Origin of the sequence: Alkalispirochaeta alkalica DSM 8900 (genome assembly GCF_000373545.1) — a bacterium.
GTDB classification, from domain to species: Bacteria; Spirochaetota; Spirochaetia; order DSM-27196; family Alkalispirochaetaceae; genus Alkalispirochaeta; species Alkalispirochaeta alkalica.
Window position 1 is genome coordinate 24418 of the sequence record NZ_KB891758.1, and the last position, 17328, is coordinate 41745.

A 17328-nucleotide genomic window follows, 5' to 3' on the forward strand; every position below is an offset into this window, starting at 1 on the left:
ACTATTATGTACCCTTTTACATCTTTACGTGTGGGAACACACCCGATACATCGCACTGCACCGGATACACCAAAATTACACCGGACGGGGCAGTTCATCGCGCGTTGTCCCGCAGGATCGAGACGGGAACCACCTGGTANCCCCGCTCGATCAGCCCGTTCAGGAGAACATCAAGACGGTGGAAGAGATAGTCCTCCCGGCCACCGTCGGGACGGTCGTCACCGGGACGCCCCACGGTCATGGCGATAATCGACCCGGGCTTCTTCTGCCGTAATACGTCCTCGATGATCCGGGCCGACGGCGTGTAGCGCCGGGAAACTCCGCCGGCATCACGCAGGGGAACCCAGTCCAGGCTGTCCACATCCCGGCCAATGTAGGTGTAATTCATCATCCGCGCAGCACTGAGGATCGTCGGGTCAACGAAATAGTACGGTGCGTGCCAGAGCAAGGTCAACTCCTGCCCCGTGGCACCGTAGAAAAGATCCTCGTTTCGCGCNAGACCCTGACGNATAAACTCGGGAGTTATCTGAAACCGGCCACCTGCAAAATCGAAATGGGTGTAGAAGAGGTTTCCCACCTCGTGGCCGCTCTCGGCGATTTCCCGGACCGCCCCGGGATGGCGCTGGATAAAATCGCCGTTCACAAAGAAGGTCGCCCGAATCCCGTACTCGGCCAGGGTGTTCAGAATCTCGGGGAGCCCCGTGACGGAATCGATGGCGTTGAAGACCAGCGACACTTCCCNGCGCCTGATCCTGGAACCGTGGGTAAAATGGGTAAAATCCACGGGCTCCTCCTCCTGCGGGAAGGGCTCGTAGGCTCGGGGAGGTTCAGGGAAGAGCGGTTCCGTTCCGAAGCTGGCGATGTTCCGGACCATCACCATGTTGCGATAGCTGCCTCTGGAGAGCTCCTCCAGATAGACCCTGTTTCGGCCGCTGGCAACGCGGCGCTCCCGAAGCTCCAGGGCGTCCACGGANCTCCACCCCCGGGAATCGAGTTGAAAGGCCAGGCCCCCNCCCTGGACCTCCACGCGGCCGTTGCTCCGGTTAAAGCCGTAGCGTTCGGGCTGGCTGAGGGCGAGGACGGTTATCAGCGGGCCGTTCCCGCTCTGCTCCAGATGAACGTGTTCGATTCGCTTCCGCCCCGCCAGGAGGAGCTCCTCCCGGGAGATCCATCGCGCCTGCAGAAGCCCGGGCTGATCGATCCTGACCCGCACCTCGCCCGAGCGATGGTGACGGACCTCGGCCCCCTGGTCATCCCAGACCAGGAGGCTCTCGCCGTCGGGGGAGAGATCGATTCCCCGAACNCCCGAGTCTTCGGTGGCGCGGAAGCGGGTCCGCTTCTCCTGATCCTGAAGATCGAGCCGATACAGGGCAGAGACGGACTCCCCTGCCCGAATGCTTCCCGTCTTGAGGGTGATCAGATCGTCGGGAGACCACATGACCTGACGAACCCGGGTGTTTCGGGGCAAGTGAAGGAAGGGCAGCGAGAGGGTTTCCCCGGTGGTGAGAAAATCGTCGGCTTCCAGGTAAAAGAGGTGGATGTTCCTGCCGTCCCGGGAAAGGAGGATTTTTTCGCCGTCGGGCGATATCCAGTAGCGNTCAAAGACCGGATCGAACCGGTGCGGAAGCTTGCCCACGATCCGTCCGATCTTGAGCAGCTCCTGGTAGAGCGAGCGCGTGAAAAACTCTACCCCCGGGATGCGGTAGACCACGGACCCCGAGACAAAGTTGAGGGTATTTTCACCGCTCCAGACCACGCTGTGGATCGTTCCCGGCCCGATCCTGCGCATCCGCTCCGAGAGGACCCGATCCTCCTGATACTGGCGAACGGAGAAATAATAGACCTGACCTCCCTTGCTGTAGGCCAGAAAGCGGGAATCCCGGGACCAGCTGTGGGGCGCCTCCCCCAGGGCCAGCTCCACCTGCCCCGCCACGGTGATCTCCTGGTCCTGTCTGGTATCGTAGAGCCGGAGCTCGCCGTAACCGGAGGAGGTGGGAACCAGATAGGAGAGAAATCGTCCGTCGGGGCTGGAGACCACGCCCAGAACTTTCCCGGTCTGGATCGCCTCGCCGTGAACAAAGGCGGGGAAGGCTTCGAGGGGAGAAAAGCCGCTGAAGCCGTCCCCTAACGTCCCCCGGAAGAGGCCGAAGCGATTCTGGATCTGCAGGATCGACCCCTGATCCAAAACGGCGATGCGCTCGGGAAAGATGGTGAGCTGCATACGGGTGCCACCCGGAATGTCTGCAAAGAAGAGTGTATCGTAGGAGCCAAACTCGGGAACCTCCGCCGTGGCGGTGAAGAGCAGCTCCTCCGAGGCGTTCAGATCGAGCCCGCTGAAGCGGACCTGCCCCGCCAGGGAGAGCGAGCACGCCGTCCAGAGCATGACAACCAGCGTCAATCGTTTCAAGTTCCTACCTCCCGGTTTCCCCTACCATGATCGGCACCTCAGGAAAAAAAATGAGCCCGGGAAGGGAAATTACCGGCCCTGCAGGGGGGCCTCCAGCATAAAGGAATCCAGCTCCTCCTCCAGGTCTTCCAGACGCCGGACCATACGGTCCAGGCGGTCCAGAAGATACCCCTGCTGCTGCGTTTCGAGCCGGTCGAAGGGATCATCCAGGAACTCCCCGAGCGAGGCGGGCTCCCAGGGGGTCCCCTGACGATCACTCATCACAGAAGCTCCGCCGCCAGCTCGGCCAGGGGACTCCGCTCGGTCCGCGTCATGAGGACGTGTCCAAAAAGTGGCTGCCCCCTGAAGGCCTCCACCAGATAGGTGAGACCGTTGGAGTTCGCATCCAGGTAGGGGCTGTCGATCTGGAAGGGATCGCCCGTGAGAACCACCTTGGCGTCGGTACCCGCCCTGGAGACGATGGTCTTCACCTCGTGGGGCGAGAGGTTCTGGGCCTCGTCGATCACGATAAACTGCCCCGGGAGGGACCGCCCACGGATATAGCTCAGAGCCTCCAGCTCTACCAGACTGCTGTTAATGAGCTGCTCCGGTGTCTTCACGTTGGGTTTGTGGTAGACCCCGAGAATATACTCCAGATTATCAAAGAGCGGCTGCATCCAGTGGGAAAGCTTCTCGTTCTTTGCCCCCGGCAGATAGCCGATATCCTTGCCCATGGGGATAACGGGGCGGCTCACCAGAACACGCTTGTAGGTTTTGTCCTCCAGGGTCTGCTTGAGCCCCGCAGCGATCGCCAGAAGGGTCTTCCCCGTTCCGGCCTTGCCCACCAGNGTTACCAGTTGCACCGCCGGATCCAGCAGAAGCTCCAGGGCGATGCGCTGCTCCGTATTCAGGGGCCGAACCCCCNCCACGGCGGGNATTTTGTGATCGATCAGCTCGAGCCGGGGAGATTCGCCCTGGCGGTANCGCCCCAGAAGCTCCTCGGGATGTTCCTTGTCCCGCAGCACGAAGAACTGGTTCGGCATCGCCTGATCGCTCCACTCCACGGACTGGTCCTGTTCGAGCTGGCGGTACGTCTCGGGACGCGTATCCAGAAAGGTGTAGCCGCTGTAGAGACGGGTGATATCNACGGTTTGCTTCTCGTAGTCCACAGCCTTGAGGCCCAGCGAGGCGGCCTTCACCCGGGCGTTGATGTCCTTGCTGACGAAAAAAACCCTGTTGCCCGCCTCCTGAAGCTGCCAGGCCGTGAGAATGATCTTGTTGTCGGCCTTGTCCTGGAGAAAGTCGTTGGGGGTGTGCCGGGGCTGGGTAGAGACGACCCTCAGGGTGGCACCGTTCTCTATCTTTACCCCCGTGGAGAGGTTGCCCGGCCGCCCCCGGTCGTCCAGGAATCGGATCGCCTTCCGGGCGTTCCGCCCCCGCTCGTCGGAGAAGGTCTTGAGCCGGTCCAGCTCCTCCAGTACCCACATGGGAACCACCACCTCCTGATCGCGGAAACTCAGGATCGCGTCGGGACGATGGATCAGCACATTGGTGTCGATGACGAAGATCTTCTTGCCGGGACTACCGTTTTTTCCGGAATCGCCGGTTTTGCTGGAATCACTGTCTNTGCCGGAATCACCATTCTTGACGGAATCACTNTGTGCCATACTTCACTCCTTGCTGGGTCCCCCCGGTTACAGCTCCGGTACAGTCCATCCGATGCCAGNCTCGCGTAACAGGACTGCCTCGCGAACAGGCCTGCCTCGTGCAACAGGNCTGACCCCCGCAGGAGGCCAGGTTCCCTGTAACAAGTTTATGGTACTGCTATTGTACTGTCGAATCTTTTGCAGGAATAGTGTAAAACAGGAAGAATGCCGCAGCCCCTCATTGTCCAGGGCGATCACTCGATTCTTCTGGATGTTCACGACGACGAAGCCGCCGAGGCCCGCAACGGAATCGCTCCCTTTACAGAGCTGGAAAAATCGCCCGAGCACTTCCATACCTACCGGATATCACCCCTCTCCCTCTGGAACGCCGCAGCAGCGGGGCTCTCGCGGGAGGAGGTGATCACCCGCCTCCGCCGGTACAGCCGGTTCCCCCTGCCGGGGAATGTGGAGCACGCTATCGGGGAGCTCATCGGGCGTTACGGGAAACTTCGGCTCGAACCCGGCGATGACGATTACACCCTGCGCCTGATCGTTCCCGACGAGGATATCCGTCGGGAGTTGCGGTCCCGCACGAACCTGNCCCGGTACCTCCGGGAGGAGGAGGATCCCCGGAACCACCCCGAGACCTTTCTTGTCTCGCTCCTGGACCGGGGAACGGTAAAGCAGGAGCTGATCCGCCTGGGCTATCCCGTGGATGACCGGGTACCCCTGGCTCCGGGGGAGACCCTCTCCTTCTCGCTCCAGGAAAACACCCGCTCGGGNGCACCCTTCGTGCTCAGGGACTACCAGAAAGAGGCGGCCCTGACCTTCCACGGGGGCGGCTCCCCCGGCACCGGCTACGGCGTGGTGGTCCTCCCCTGCGGTGCAGGGAAAACCGTGGTGGGGATCGAGACGATGCACCTTCTCCAGACCAGCACGCTCATCCTCACCACAAACGTTGCTGCCGTGCATCAGTGGATGGAGGAACTCCTGGACAAAACCACCCTGGAGAAAGACCAGATCGGCGAATACAGCGGAACCCGCAAGGAGGTTTTGCCCGTGACGGTAGCGACCTACCAGATTCTGGTCTGGCGCCCCGACCGGGAGTCGCCCTTTCCCCACTTCGATATCTTCCGGCGCCGTTCCTGGGGTCTCATCATCTACGACGAGGTTCACCTTCTGCCGGCGCCGATCTTCCGGGTTACCGCCGAGATCCAGGCCGTGCGCCGGCTGGGACTGACGGCCACACTCGTCCGGGAGGATCGNTGCGAGACCGACGTCTTCTCNCTGGTGGGNCCAAAGCGCTACGACGTGCCCTGGAAGGANCTGGAGCAGAAGGGATGGATCGCCGAGGCCTCCTGCTACGAGATTCGTCTGGACCTTCCCCGGGAACTCAGGACAGAATACGCCGTGGCGGACAAGCGGCGAAAATATCGCCTGGCGGCAGAAAATTACCGCAAGATCGAGGCCGTGAGCCAGCTTGTGGAAAACCACCGGGGAGAGGCGATCCTGGTGATCGGCCAGTACCTGAATCAGCTCACCGAGCTGGCCCGCCACCTGGAGGCCCCCCTCATCACGGGGAGCGTCCCCAATCAGCGGCGGGAAGAGATATACCGGGATTTCCGGGAGGGGACGGTGCCGGTGATCGTGGTGAGCAAGGTGGCAAACTTTGCGATCGATCTCCCCAACGCCTCCGTGGCGATCCAGGTCTCGGGGAGCTTCGGATCGCGCCAGGAGGAAGCCCAGCGCCTGGGNCGCATCCTCAGGCCCTCCCCGGGAGAACACCACAACTCGACCTTCTATACCCTGGTGTCCAACCACACCGTGGAGGAGGAGTTCGCCGCGAACCGCCAGAAATTTCTTGCAGAACAGGGGTACACCTATCATATCGAACACTGGACAGACTGAAACAGCCTTCAGCCGGTACCTGCTCAGCCTGGAGGATGAGTCGTTCTTTGCCCTGATCAGGAACTACCTGGGGCCCGTGCGAACGCCCTACAACAAACACGATCTCATAGCAGGAATGATAGAGTTTCTCTCCCGGGAGGAGACCCGCCGTGCCATACGGGCCCGGATCGACGACGAGGACGAACTGCTCCTGGCTGCGACAGCTCTGCTGGGCCAGGCCAGAGAGGACCAGCTCTATCGATTTCTCGAGGACCGCCTCGATTACGCCCGGTTCCGATGGCTCCTGCTGAACCTTCGGGACCGCCTCCTGCTGATCGATGGTTCCTCACCGGCGACGGTCCGGATNAATCCCCTCCTGGCAGAGACTACCCTGGGGCCCGCGACAGACCCCCGAAAACTCATCGCCGGGGAGCCCCTCCCCCGAGAGATCCTGGATACCCCGGGGGAGCTGCCCTGGCTCTCGGCGGCCTGCGCGGCGGCGCTCTACGCCTTCCTGCGGGAGGAGCCGAACCTCTATACCCAGGCGGGCAAACTCCGGAAGCGCACCGCTACCCGCCTGGAGGAGCGCTTCGGGACGCTCCTGGCGGGCCCGGTGGGGGAAGAACGCCTGGAGACGGCCCTGCGGGGTCTCGCCACACTGGAACTCCTGGCCTTCCACGACGACGAGGGGGTGCTGCTCCGTCCCCAGGCCTGGGACGAGCTCGCCGACCTCCCGGAAGAGTGGATTCAGGCCCTGCTCTGGGCGGCGCCCCTGGCCAGCGCCACCCCGGAGGCCTTCGACATAGCGGCGCTCCTGATCGCCTTCGCCGGAACGCTCCCCCGCGAGAGAAGTTTCTCCCGGGGCGAGATACTCCGGATTCTCCGCCTCACCGAGGCGGGACAGAACCAGACCTTTCCCTTCACGGGGGAGACCCCGGACCTCCTTGCCCGGGTGGGATTGCTTCTGCCCCTGGGCGCACCCGGGGAACCCCCGGAACGGTTCCGCCTGAACCCTGCGGCAGCGGCGCTCCTGGAGCGGGCTCCCGGCTCCTCGGGGAAGGCCGCGCTCCAGGCGACGATGGAGATCAACGTCCCCCCGGGAACGCTCTTCCGGGACCGTCTCGACCTTGCCCGGATCACGGCGCTGCGGCGTTTCGATGTTATGGTGGTCCTCGAGTTGTCCCGGGAGAGCCTCTCCTCGGCGCTTCGGGAGGACCAGATCGCGGCCCGCGAGACGATCCTGCGCATTTGCGGCCCCTCCCTCCCCCAGAACGTCGACTTTCTGCTCCACCGGTGGCAGGACCGCCTTCAGGCGGTGCGGCTCATCCGCGGGGTGGTTCTGGTGATCCACCAGGAGGCCGAGGAACTCCTGGGTTCCGCAGAGCAGCTCGAGCCCTTCATCCAGGAACGCCTCGCCCCGGGGGTGATGCTCGTCGCTCCCGAGGCGGTTCCCCGGGTGGAGGAGCACCTCCGGTCTCTGGGATTTCACGGTTCGGTGCGGCTGGAACCGGCCGCTTCCGGGGGCGCTCCGCCTCCGGAGTACCGGCGGTTCCTCCAGCGGCACCGGGGCTCGGCGCTGGCTCCACCGGCTCCCGGCTACTCCCGGCGCGAACCACCCTCCCCTGAGGCGGGCTCCGCGCCTCAAGACCGGCCTGACCATCTGCCCGAGGCGGCGGTATCCCCGGCAGAGTCGCTCACGGCCACACTCATGGAGACCCTGGAGGCCCAGGACCTCCCCCAGGAGGCGGCCCGGGAGCTGGCACTGCGTATCGAGGGAAAACTGATCCTCTTTCCCGAGCAAATCAGCCCCGACGTGGTGGCCCGCCACGGGGTGGAGGCGAAAGGGCTGGATTACCTGGGCAAGATCCGCCTGGTAGAGCAGGCGATCCGGGAAGAGGAACTGCTGGAAGTGATCATGCGCACCACCGAGGGAGCCCCGGTGAAGCTCCTGCTCCGGCCCCGGGAGCTCATCCAGAGCGGAGAAGACCTGATGCTGCGGGCCCTGGAGCTCCCCGAGGGGAAGCCCCTCCGCATCAGGATTCGGCGGGCCTCCCTGGTCCGGCGCCTGAGCGGGACCCTCCTCCGTTCAAGGAAAGCTCACCCAGGCGCTCGATAAAGAGCCGGAACTGGGCCGACGCCTGGCGTTCGAACATCTCTTGACCGTTGATCACCCTGCACCCGGCAGCCCGGGCGCGCTTGAGCAGGGGGGTCTCGGGGGGCGTATAGATGATGTCGTAGACCACCTCCCTGCCGGTGAAGACGTACCGGGGAACGGGATCCTGGGGGTTCTCGCCCATGCCCACCGAGGTAGTCTGGACCAGAATATCAAAGGGACTCCCGGACCGGACCAGATCATCCAGCCCTCCGGCGCGGTCCTCGGGAATTCGGCAGTCCTGAACCAGCCCCAGGGCGCGGGAGCGGGTGCGATTGAAAACATGGACCTCGGCGCCCTGTGCAGAGAGCCCGGCCGCCACGGCGCGGGCAGCACCGCCAGCCCCGATCACGGCGACCCTGAGCCCCGCCAGATCGCCCAGCAGTTCCTGGAGGGGCTCCAGGAAGCCCGCCTCGTCGGTGTTATCGGCGTACCATCCGCCGCAATCCTCGCGGGTCGAGCGAACCAGGGTGTTGGCAGCCCCGGCCCGGAGTGCTGCCGTCCCGCAGGTTCTGGCCTCCACCCCCGTGGCCACGGCGAAGGAAAGGGCGGCCACCTTGTGGGGGACCGTCACAGAGACGCCCTGCAGGGGAATCACCTGGGAGAGATCGGAAAAATCGGAGAAGGAATCGAGCCGCAGGGGAAGATAGATCGCATCGATCCCCTCCCGGGCAAAGCGCTCGTTGTGATACCGGGGAGACCGGGAATGGGCCACGGGAGCACCGAGAACGGCAAAGACGGGCCACTCCAGCCTGGCCTGGTCTACCCGGTAGACCTCGGCCAGCGTCCTGGGGTCAACCTGGCCCGGAGCAGCTGCCGCCTCCGGGTCACCCCCGGAAGAATCGGAGGCGTAGGTCCAGAGGCTCCTCAGNCGCGCGGGAAAAGCCCGGGTGAGAAAGCCCTGTTCGCCCATGCCGACCCAGATAGCCCGCCTTCCGGGCATCATCTGGTGAAAGGTGTCGGCTGCCCGGATCAGCTCTACCAGATCCCTGGCAGAACAGGTAGCCACAGCGAGCTTGGCCACCTCCTTGGGATCGGCTGCAAGGCGGGCCATGAGCTGCGAGAGATCCCGGGGAGTTTCCCGGGGAACGTGGTGAGACCGGATAACCGTGCCCCCCCGGGCGCGAACCGTCAGGGCAATCTGATCCCAGACCGGATGCCCCCGGCGGTCCAGCTCGATATCGACATAGTCCGGAGAGATCGCCTCCTGGAGTGCCCCGAAGAGAAAAACACGCTGGGCGTCGTCNCCCTCCCAGCGGCCCAGATCCCGGACGCGCCTGATGGTGAGTACCACCGGTACCCCGGGATTTGACTCCTCCCACCACCGGCGTATNGCGCCGGGATCGCGCTCCGAGGGCTTCAGCAAGTCCACCCGAAGCTCCACCAGGGAGATCCAGGGACGATTTTCTTCCAGCTGCCGGGACCACGCCGCGAGCGTATCCCCCGTAAGACACAAGCAGATCATGACCTAACCCTACCGGGAAAGGGACGTTGTGGGAAGTATTCCCCGGTCTGTGCCAGGNNCGGTCGATTCCCGGGACGAACCCCGGGGGCAAACCTCCGGGACGCACCCCCGAGAATGAACAATAGTTATAGTGAAAAAAAACAATTGTTCTTACAATATTCTGAAAGGTCGGTTGCATAATATGAGAAGCCGGAATAGTATTGTGATAGTTTATGTGATTGAAGGCGCAATTTAATGGAAACCAAGATAAATAGAGGGATCGTCCTTCGCCTGGCCAAGTACCTGCGGGTCTTGCACAAGCTGAAGGGCATGGGATTTGTAAAGGTCTTCTCCAACAACCTGGGTGACGCGATCGGGGTCACCCCGGCGGTGGTACGCAAGGACTTCTCCATCATCGGGATTCCGGGCAACAAGCGCGGCGGCTACAACATCGATGTCATTATCGAGGAGATCGAGCGCATGCTGGGCAAGGAAGACCGGCAGCCCATCGTGGTACTGGGGTGCGGCAAGATCGGCAACGCCCTGATCAACTACACGGAGTTCGAACGCGACGGGATCGAAGTTGTGGCGGGCTTCGAGATCGACCCCGCCCTTATCAACCCCAACGCCCACATCCCCATCTANCCCATCGCGAAGCTCCCCGAGGTAGCCGCCAGGGAGTCGGTGAAGGTGGCTGTTATCGCGGTCCCCGATGNGGCNGCCACGGANGTNTTTGAACTGGTCACTGCCTCGGGAATCCCCGGGGTTCTCAACTTCACCTCGGTGGATCTCAAGTGCGGGCGGTGTGATTTCGACGAGTGTGCGATCCGGTGTATCGTGCAGAACGTGAATATCGGCCTGGAGATAGAAAACCTCTTTTACCTGGTCAGGATGAAAGAGGCCGACATACTGGATCAGACCAGATCCCGAACAGAAACGCTCACCGCTCAGACAGGATAACGCCCATGACTCTTGCAGAATGCCTTGAACGCGTAGATGGAAGCTGGATCATCCCCGGGAAAGAGACCGAGGAGTTCTTCGATGTGGTGGTCTCGGACCTCATGAGCGATGTTCTGGTGACAGAGCTGGAGGATTTCCTCCTGGTGACGTCCCTGACATCGGAGCAGGTNCTGAGGACCGCCGATATCGTCGATGCCCGGGCTATCCTGATCACCAACGGGAAGCAGCCCCAGGAACGGATGAGAAGCCTGGCACAGCACCAGACCATGCCGATCATGGTCACGCCCCTGACAACCTTCGATACCTGCCGCGCCCTGGCGGATTGCAAAAAACAATAATCAGAGAGAACAGGGGGATGCCATGAACAGCGGCGGCACATCCATTCCCATCGATACCGATCAGGGGTCACCCATCATCCTGGAGCTGATCTACCGGCTCAAGATCCGGGACGTAATGACGGAACCCACCTTTACCTGCACCACCGACGAGACCATGCGGGACGCCCAGCGGATCATGAAGACCAACAGCATCAGCGGGATTCCCGTGATGGAGGGGCGGCGCCTCGTGGGGATCGTCAGCGTGGACGATGTAATCACGGCCATGGAAAAGGGCAACATCAACGATCCCGTCCAGAACCACATGACCCGTCAGGTGATCGTCCTGGAAGACGACATGCCCCTGAGTTTTGGCATCTCCTGGCTCGACAAATACCGCTTTGGCCGCCTGCCCGTGCTGAACTCCAAGAAAGAGCTCGTGGGGATCGTGACGAGCCGCGACGTGATCGTGGCCCTGCTCCTGGAGATCAACAAGGAGATCGAGCGTTTCGAGAAAAACACCAAGCACAAGGANTCTTCGGGCGAGGGCTTCCGCCTGGAATATACCACCCGNCCCTTCGATTTCGAGATGGCCGGCCGTCTCTCCACGGAGACAAAGCAGCAGCTGAAATCCCGGGACCTTCCGCCCAAGCTGATCCGCCGCGTGGCGATCGCCACCTACGAGCTCGAGATGAATCAGGTCGTCCATTCCGAGGGTGGCACCGTCCAGGTCTCCTACGAGGCAAAACGGCACCGCGTGACCATTCGGGCCCGCGACCACGGCCCGGGGATCGAGGACGTGGAGGCCTCCCTGGAAGAGGGAGTCTCCACCGCCAACGAGTGGGTCCGGTCCCTGGGATTCGGGGCGGGCATGGGGCTTCCCAACACCCGCCGGGTCTCCGATGAGTTCTCTATCTCCTCGTCTCCGGCCGGGACAAACGTCGACGTGGTTATCTATACATCGCAGGAGGGAAAATCATGAACATTTCTGAATTAGCCGGAACGCTGGATCTGAGACTGGTCCAGGAGACCTACGAAGACGGACCGGTCCAGGGGGCCTATACCTCGGATCTGCTCAGCGATGTCATGGCAAACGCCAGCAGCGCCGATGCCCTGATCACGATCCAGGCCCACAAGAACACCATCGCCGTGGCAACCCTGGTAGGAGCCTCGGCGATCATCATCTGCAATAACCGGCCCGTTCCCCAGGACATGCTCGACGCTGCCGAGTCCGAGGGTATTGCGATCTTCGTGAGCGACGAGGACCAGTTTACCCTCTCGGGACGGCTCTACAACATTCTGAAGGGATAAGAGCNGGCCGTGACGGTTGTCGCCGACCTTCACAACCACTCCTGCCTCAGCCCCTGCGGGGACCTGGAGAACAGCCCCGGCGCGCTCTGCCGCCGGGCGGCAGAACTGGGGATCTCCATGCTGGGTCTCACGGACCATAACAGCGCCCGGAACTGCCCGGCCTTTGAGGAAACCTGCCGCCGCGAGGGGATCATTCCCGTCTTTGGTACCGAGACCACCACCCGCGAGGAGGTCCATATCCTCTCGCTCTTCGGGACGGTTCGGGAGGCCCTCGACTGGGGCGACTGGATCTACCAGCGCCTTCCCGATTTCCGCCACGATCCGGAGAAGTTCGGAGACCAGGCCGTGGTCGATGCCGATGAGAATATCCTGGATTTTGAGGAGCGGTACCTGATCCCGGCGATCGATGCCTCGATCGAGGAGATCGCCGAGGAGACGCTCCGCCGGGGAGGNCTCATTATTCCGGCCCATATCGACAGGACCGCCACGAGCATCGCCTCCCAGCTGGGGTTTCTTCCGGACCAGCGCTTCAGCGCCCTGGAGGTGACCCGCCTTCCCCCGCCCTTTGATACCCGGGGCCACACCCTGATCTGCGATTCCGATGCCCACTTTCTCGATGATATGGGGAAGCGGACCTTCTCCTTCGAGATTTCCCCCGGGGACCCCTCGCCCTTCGCTGCCCTGGCCAGGGTACTCCGGGAGGGAGCGGTTCGGCTCTCCATCACCGCCCCGGCCTGAGGAAGTCCGGNGGCTTCGGGCCCCGGGAAAGCCTCGGGTTCTACGAGACCTGTGAGACCCTCGGGGCCGGTTTGTACCAGACGTTCATGCTCTCCAGGCTCCCCCCGATCTGGGTGTTTTTCACGAGAGTTCCCCCGTAGCGATACCCTGCCCTGAAGAAAGTCCGGTTCATTGCGGGCTGGGAGAGCCGGGCGATGGTGTAAAAGCACCGGTACTCCTGCCGGAGCAGGGCCTCCTCCATGGCGGAGAGAAGGGCCCCCGCCAGCCCTGCGCCCCGAAAGGCGGGATCTACGGCGAAATCGGTCATCTCGGCGCTCTTCCGTCCGGGGTGCTTCTCCGCCGAGGCCGCCGCCGCCAGAGGATGAGGACTATCGGCGGGAGCCGGGACAAGATAATAGTCCACGTCGTTCTCCATGGTCCGGGCCAGATAGTCCGGCGAGTCTATAGGAAAGGGATAGCTCTGAAAGGTTCGGGCGTAGAGCCCCGCCAGGGCGGGGATATCGTCGGGTCGGGCCCGCCGGATCCGGGCCGAAGCAGAAGCCGGACCTTCGCTCCCTCGCNCTGGCCCTGCCCCTGACTCTGACCCTGAACCTCGGAGGGAATCTGACCCGTGGGGAGACTCCGACCCTCGCGATGACTCACAGGCCGACCAGGAGGCACAGACCTCGAGCAGTTCCCGCTCGCTCCGGGAGAGGACCTCCCGGGCGGGAGAAAAATATCTGACCAGAATCATCGCCGCNTCTTTGCCCCGAAAGTAACCCGGGATCGTCGCTTCCAGGCGGTAGCCCCGGGCCAGAAAAAAGGGAGCCTCTCCCTGGGGGAGGATAAAAAAGTGCTTCCCGTACCCCCGTTCTTCCTGGAGTTCCCCGATCCGCTTCCAGAGGAGATCCCGATCGGAGGCGTGGTACTCCATGAGATAGATGCGGTCGCTCCCGNTTCCGTGGTGCAGCCGGGAACGGCCTATCCGTTCCTCGATATCGCTCATTCTGCCTCCTCTTCCTGGCGGCGGGATATGCGGGTGGTGTTCTCGGGGACCAGGGTATAGACGTCGTCCTCGTCCGAGAGGAGTTGGGTGATCCCCGTGGCGTTGTTTTCCCGGGCCTCGTCGAGCTTCAGTTGGAGGTGGCAGCTGTCGCAGTCGCGATTGCAGTAGGTATGGGGGTACTCCGAGGGCTCCCGGTAGGTGGTGATCACCCCCTCGAAGTTTCGCAGCACCACCTTGGAGGGAGAGTAGGAGACCAGATAGTTTGGAGCAACCGGGATCTTCCCCCCTCCCCCGGGGGCGTCCACCACGTAGGTGGGCACGGCGAGGCCGCTGGTGTGGCCCCGAAGGCTCTCCATGATCTCGATGCCCTTGCTCACGGGTGTGCGAAAATGGGTGAGCCCCTCCGAGAGATCGCACTGGTAGAGGTAATAGGGCCGCACCCGGTTCTGGAGCATCTTCTGAACCAGGGTCTTCTGTATGCGGGGACAGTCGTTGACGTCCCGCAGGAGTACCGTCTGGTTTCCCAGGGGTATCCCCCCATCGGCCAGGCGCTTGAGGGCCGCCCTGGACGAACCCGTCACCTCCCGGGGGTGGTTAAAATGGGTGTTCACGTAGAGGGGCTGGAAGCGTTTGAGCGTATCCACCAGCTCATCGGTGATCCGGTAGGGCAGAACCACGGGCATGCGCGTACCGATCCTGATTATCTCGATGTGGCTGATCTCGCGAATCTGCTCCAGGATCCACTCCAGGTAGGAATCGGAGAGCATCAGGGGATCGCCCCCCGAGAGGAGAACATCGCGAATCTCCCCGTGGTCGCGCAGGTAGGCGATGCCCTGCGAGAGGATGTCTCTGGTGGGAATGGAATCACGGTCTCCCACCTTGCGCTTGCGCGTGCAGTGTCGGCAGTACATGGAGCAGCTGTTGCTGACGTGGAAGAGCACCCTGTCGGGGTAGCGGTGCGTGATGGCCGGTACGGGGCTGTCCGTATCTTCCGAGAGGGGGTCGGCCATCTCGTAGTCCTGGCGGACCAGCTCCCGCGCGTCGGGGAAGGCCTGTTTCATGACGGGGTCGTTCTGCCAGTCCGTCACGTCGATCAGGGAGAGATAATAGGGCGTGATCGAGAGGGGGAAGGTCTCGATCGTCTTCTGGAGAGACTCCCGTTCCTCCCGGGAGAAGGTAATGCCCGAGACGGCCTCGAAGGAGTCGAGGTCGGTGATGGAGTGCTTTATGTGCCAGCGCCAGTTCGACCAGTTCCCTCCGGTGAAGTTCTCCTGGAGTTTTCCCGCGATCTCCCGCTGCTTGCTGGTAAAATGCTTCATGTGCAAAAAATGTATAGTGTTGAAAGTAATTAATCAAGGGAAACGGTGCGGGAATCACCCTTTCCGGGCGAGCCCCTCCAGAACATCACCNATGGAGCCCCGNANGACCCTCCGGGCCCGGGTGTCCCAGGGGGTCTCATCGCGATTCACGATGATGAGGCAGTCCCCNCGGTACTGGTGAAGGAGCCCCGCTGCGGGGTGCACCACCAGGGAACTNCCCCCGACGATCAGAACCTCGGCCCGGGAGATCGCCCGGGAGGCCCCTTCCACCACGGCCTGATCGAGATGTTCTCCGTAGAGCACCACCCGGGGGCGGACCATCCCGCCGCAGCGATCGCACCGGGGAACGACGCCGGTGCTCTGGATAATCTCTTTGAGGCCAAAAGATTTTCCGCAGGAGCAGCAGCTGTTGCGGTGAACCGATCCGTGCAGTTCCCAGACAGTTTTGCTCCCCGCAGCCTGGTGAAGGCCGTCGATGTTCTGGGTTACCACAGACAGGACTTTACCCTGGGCCTCCCAGGACGCCAGAATCTGGTGGGCCCGGTTGGGCCGGGCCTGGGGGTGCAGGAGGTTCTGGCGGTAGTAGGAAAAAAATATCTCGGGCTGCTCCCGCAGCATGGAGGCACTCAGNAGTTCCTCCGGCGCGTAGCCCCGATAAAGCCCCCGCGCCCCGCCCCGACTGGAGCGGAAGTCGGGGATTCCGCTCTCGGTGGAGACACCGGCCCCGCCAAAGAAGACGATCTTCTCCGAGGCCGCCAGGATATCCTCTATGTCTTTATCGTGGACGTCGCCGGTTTTCATAGGCTCCCCCTGTACTGGTTCCAGGAGCTGGCACCGCAGCCTCCTGGTACTGGCCGCCCCTGCCGGGGTTCTCCCTGGCGGGGCGGCTCTGCTTCNGGAAATCTGTTGCAGGCACTTCGCTTCAGAAGACCTGCAGGAGCCCCCAGGCTCCGCTGGTCCGCCACCGGGGGTCCTCTTCCTGAAGGACCTGACACCGTTCCCGGGATACCCCGGCGAGGCAGTCGCTCTTTATGGTCCGCAGAAAGAGCCAGGGAGTGCCCGGCTTCCTGCCGGCAGCCTCTTCCAGGGGCGTCTCCGGTGACCACAGGGTATCATGAAAGACCCGGCGATAGTTGAGGTCTCCCTTGAAGATCACCAGGCCGGCCCCTTCCAGCGCTTCCCCGATGCGGGGAGGCGCATCGTCGAGAAAGCGAGGCTGGCACCAGAAGTCGTCCGGGGCGAGCCGCAGTGTGCCCTCCTCCAGGGCCGAGGCAAAGGCGGCGGCGCAGGTGCGAACCTCCTGGCGGGGNTGGAGCGCTGCGACCTCGAGGAAGCGCGCCAGGTCTGCCACGGTGGTGTCGCTCACGTAGGTGGGGTACAGCTTGAGGTGCAGCACCAGGGAAACGCCCAGAAGCCGTTGCAGGGCCAGGCAGAGCACCATGTCACCGGCCAGTTCCGANCCGGTATTATCCATGACCAGATGGACCTCCCGGCCCGGGGTTGCCTGCTCCCCGGGAGTACCCTTCAGGGAGAGGAGATGTTCCAGAGCCCGCTGCTCCTCCCGAAGCACCAGGTGCCCCTGCCCTGCTCCCGCTGCGTCCAGGGCTGCGCCGCCGCTGAAGCTCAGGTCGGCGCGGTTCCCCCAGAGGGAGAGGTAGAGGGCCTGGAGGAGCTCATCGCCGGTGGTCCCGGGAGCTCCCCCGGTTGTTCGGGCTTCTGCCGCTGCCAGGATGGGCCAGAAGGCGTCTCCCCGCTGNAGTTCTTCCTCTTTCAGGGGCGCGAAGGGGTCTTTCAGGGTGGAAAAGTAGTCGCAGGCCTCCAGCAGGAGACGGTAGGCCCAGGTTTCGGCGAAGAACCACTGCGTTTCCTGCCAGCGCTGCCCCCGGAAGGGTCGCCACAGAAGGTCCCACTGATCCTTGTCGAAGGCGGGGTCGGTCAGGGGCGGGATTCTGCTGTTTTCCTGCATGCCCCGGGAGAGCTCCTGCAGTCTCCTTTTAATCCGGGAGGGAAAGGCGGGGTTTGCCCGAACCACGGCATCCACAATGTTGGGAAATCGCTCTGTCATGGTGTTTGAGGCGAACCAGTTGGATGAATCGGTTTTAATGGGTTGCTGCGAAAGAAGGTGATTCATGGGTTATTTATACCTGTCTTTCCCTCTTCGGAACAAGCATAGCCAGAAAACTTTC

At 62.8% G+C, this 17328-nt stretch carries 15 protein-coding genes; 7 read left to right on the forward strand and 8 right to left on the reverse strand.

Going from position 1 to position 17328, the window contains the following annotated elements:
- Positions 1–94: 94 nt before the first annotated feature.
- The 3 genes from B071_RS0113085 to B071_RS0113095 form a co-directional block, all read right to left on the reverse strand.
- Positions 95–2383 (reverse strand): polysaccharide deacetylase family protein, encoded by a 2289-nt coding sequence (locus B071_RS0113085; protein WP_018527519.1) that lies wholly within the window; start codon positions 2381–2383, stop codon positions 95–97.
- Positions 2384–2476: 93 nt separating this feature from the next.
- Positions 2477–2668, reverse strand: coding sequence for a hypothetical protein (locus B071_RS0113090; RefSeq protein WP_018527520.1), 192 nt, complete (start codon positions 2666–2668; stop codon positions 2477–2479).
- Entirely contained in the window at positions 2668–4053 is a 1386-nt protein-coding gene (locus B071_RS0113095) for a PhoH family protein (RefSeq protein ID WP_018527521.1), read from the reverse strand. Before B071_RS0113095 ends, B071_RS0113090 begins: the two co-directional genes overlap by 1 nt.
- 204 nt (positions 4054–4257) lie before the next feature.
- On the opposite strand from B071_RS0113095, the gene B071_RS0113100 reads away from it, so the two are divergent.
- Both B071_RS0113100 and B071_RS20665 read left to right on the forward strand, forming a co-directional pair.
- Positions 4258–5940 (forward strand): DNA repair helicase XPB, encoded by a 1683-nt coding sequence (locus B071_RS0113100; RefSeq protein WP_018527522.1) that lies wholly within the window; start codon positions 4258–4260, stop codon positions 5938–5940.
- Positions 5894–8035 (forward strand): hypothetical protein, encoded by a 2142-nt coding sequence (locus tag B071_RS20665; RefSeq protein ID WP_018527523.1) that lies wholly within the window; start codon positions 5894–5896, stop codon positions 8033–8035. The genes B071_RS0113100 and B071_RS20665 overlap by 47 nt, the downstream gene beginning before the upstream one ends.
- On the opposite strand, the gene B071_RS0113110 is transcribed toward B071_RS20665, so the two are convergent.
- On the reverse strand, positions 7953–9536 hold the full coding sequence (locus B071_RS0113110; protein WP_018527524.1) for a type I 3-dehydroquinate dehydratase: 1584 nt from the start codon (positions 9534–9536) through the stop codon (positions 7953–7955). The genes B071_RS20665 and B071_RS0113110 overlap by 83 nt on opposite strands.
- Before the next feature lie 234 nt (positions 9537–9770).
- Here B071_RS0113110 and B071_RS0113115 point away from each other — a divergent pair, with 234 nt between their 5' ends.
- The 5 genes from B071_RS0113115 to B071_RS0113135 all read left to right on the forward strand — a co-directional run bounded on the left by B071_RS0113115 (position 9771) and on the right by B071_RS0113135 (position 12838).
- Positions 9771–10475 carry a redox-sensing transcriptional repressor Rex gene (locus B071_RS0113115; RefSeq protein ID WP_018527525.1) on the forward strand — a complete coding sequence of 235 codons (705 nt, stop codon included), beginning with the start codon at positions 9771–9773 and terminating at the stop codon, positions 10473–10475.
- 101 nt (positions 10476–10576) lie between these two features.
- A complete protein-coding gene (locus tag B071_RS0113120) occupies positions 10577–10813 on the forward strand; it encodes a DRTGG domain-containing protein (RefSeq protein WP_438829717.1) in 237 nt (78 codons plus the stop codon).
- A gap of 115 nt (positions 10814–10928) precedes the next feature.
- The gene (locus B071_RS0113125; protein WP_438829718.1) at positions 10929–11771 is read left to right on the forward strand and encodes a CBS domain-containing protein; all 843 of its coding nucleotides are present in this window, start codon (positions 10929–10931) and stop codon (positions 11769–11771) included.
- Positions 11768–12100 carry a hypothetical protein gene (locus B071_RS0113130; RefSeq protein ID WP_018527528.1) on the forward strand — a complete coding sequence of 111 codons (333 nt, stop codon included), beginning with the start codon at positions 11768–11770 and terminating at the stop codon, positions 12098–12100. Before B071_RS0113125 ends, B071_RS0113130 begins: the two co-directional genes overlap by 4 nt.
- Before the next feature lie 9 nt (positions 12101–12109).
- Positions 12110–12838, forward strand: coding sequence for a PHP domain-containing protein (locus B071_RS0113135; RefSeq protein WP_018527529.1), 729 nt, complete (start codon positions 12110–12112; stop codon positions 12836–12838).
- 40 nt (positions 12839–12878) lie between these two features.
- On the opposite strand, the gene ablB is transcribed toward B071_RS0113135, so the two are convergent.
- From ablB to B071_RS0113155, 4 genes are all read right to left on the reverse strand, one after another.
- Positions 12879–13823: a putative beta-lysine N-acetyltransferase gene (gene ablB / locus B071_RS0113140; RefSeq protein ID WP_018527530.1), complete on the reverse strand. Its 945-nt coding sequence runs from the start codon at positions 13821–13823 to the stop codon at positions 12879–12881.
- Entirely contained in the window at positions 13820–15142 is a 1323-nt protein-coding gene (gene kamA, locus B071_RS0113145; RefSeq protein WP_018527531.1) for a lysine 2,3-aminomutase, read from the reverse strand. The genes ablB and kamA overlap by 4 nt, the downstream gene beginning before the upstream one ends.
- 54 nt (positions 15143–15196) lie before the next feature.
- The gene (locus tag B071_RS0113150; protein ID WP_018527532.1) at positions 15197–15943 is read right to left on the reverse strand and encodes an NAD-dependent protein deacylase; all 747 of its coding nucleotides are present in this window, start codon (positions 15941–15943) and stop codon (positions 15197–15199) included.
- Between the two features lie 121 nt (positions 15944–16064).
- Complete coding sequence (locus B071_RS0113155) at positions 16065–17273, reverse strand: ARMT1-like domain-containing protein (RefSeq protein WP_018527533.1); 1209 nt, start codon at positions 17271–17273, stop codon at positions 16065–16067.
- Between the last annotated feature and the right edge of the window lie 55 nt (positions 17274–17328).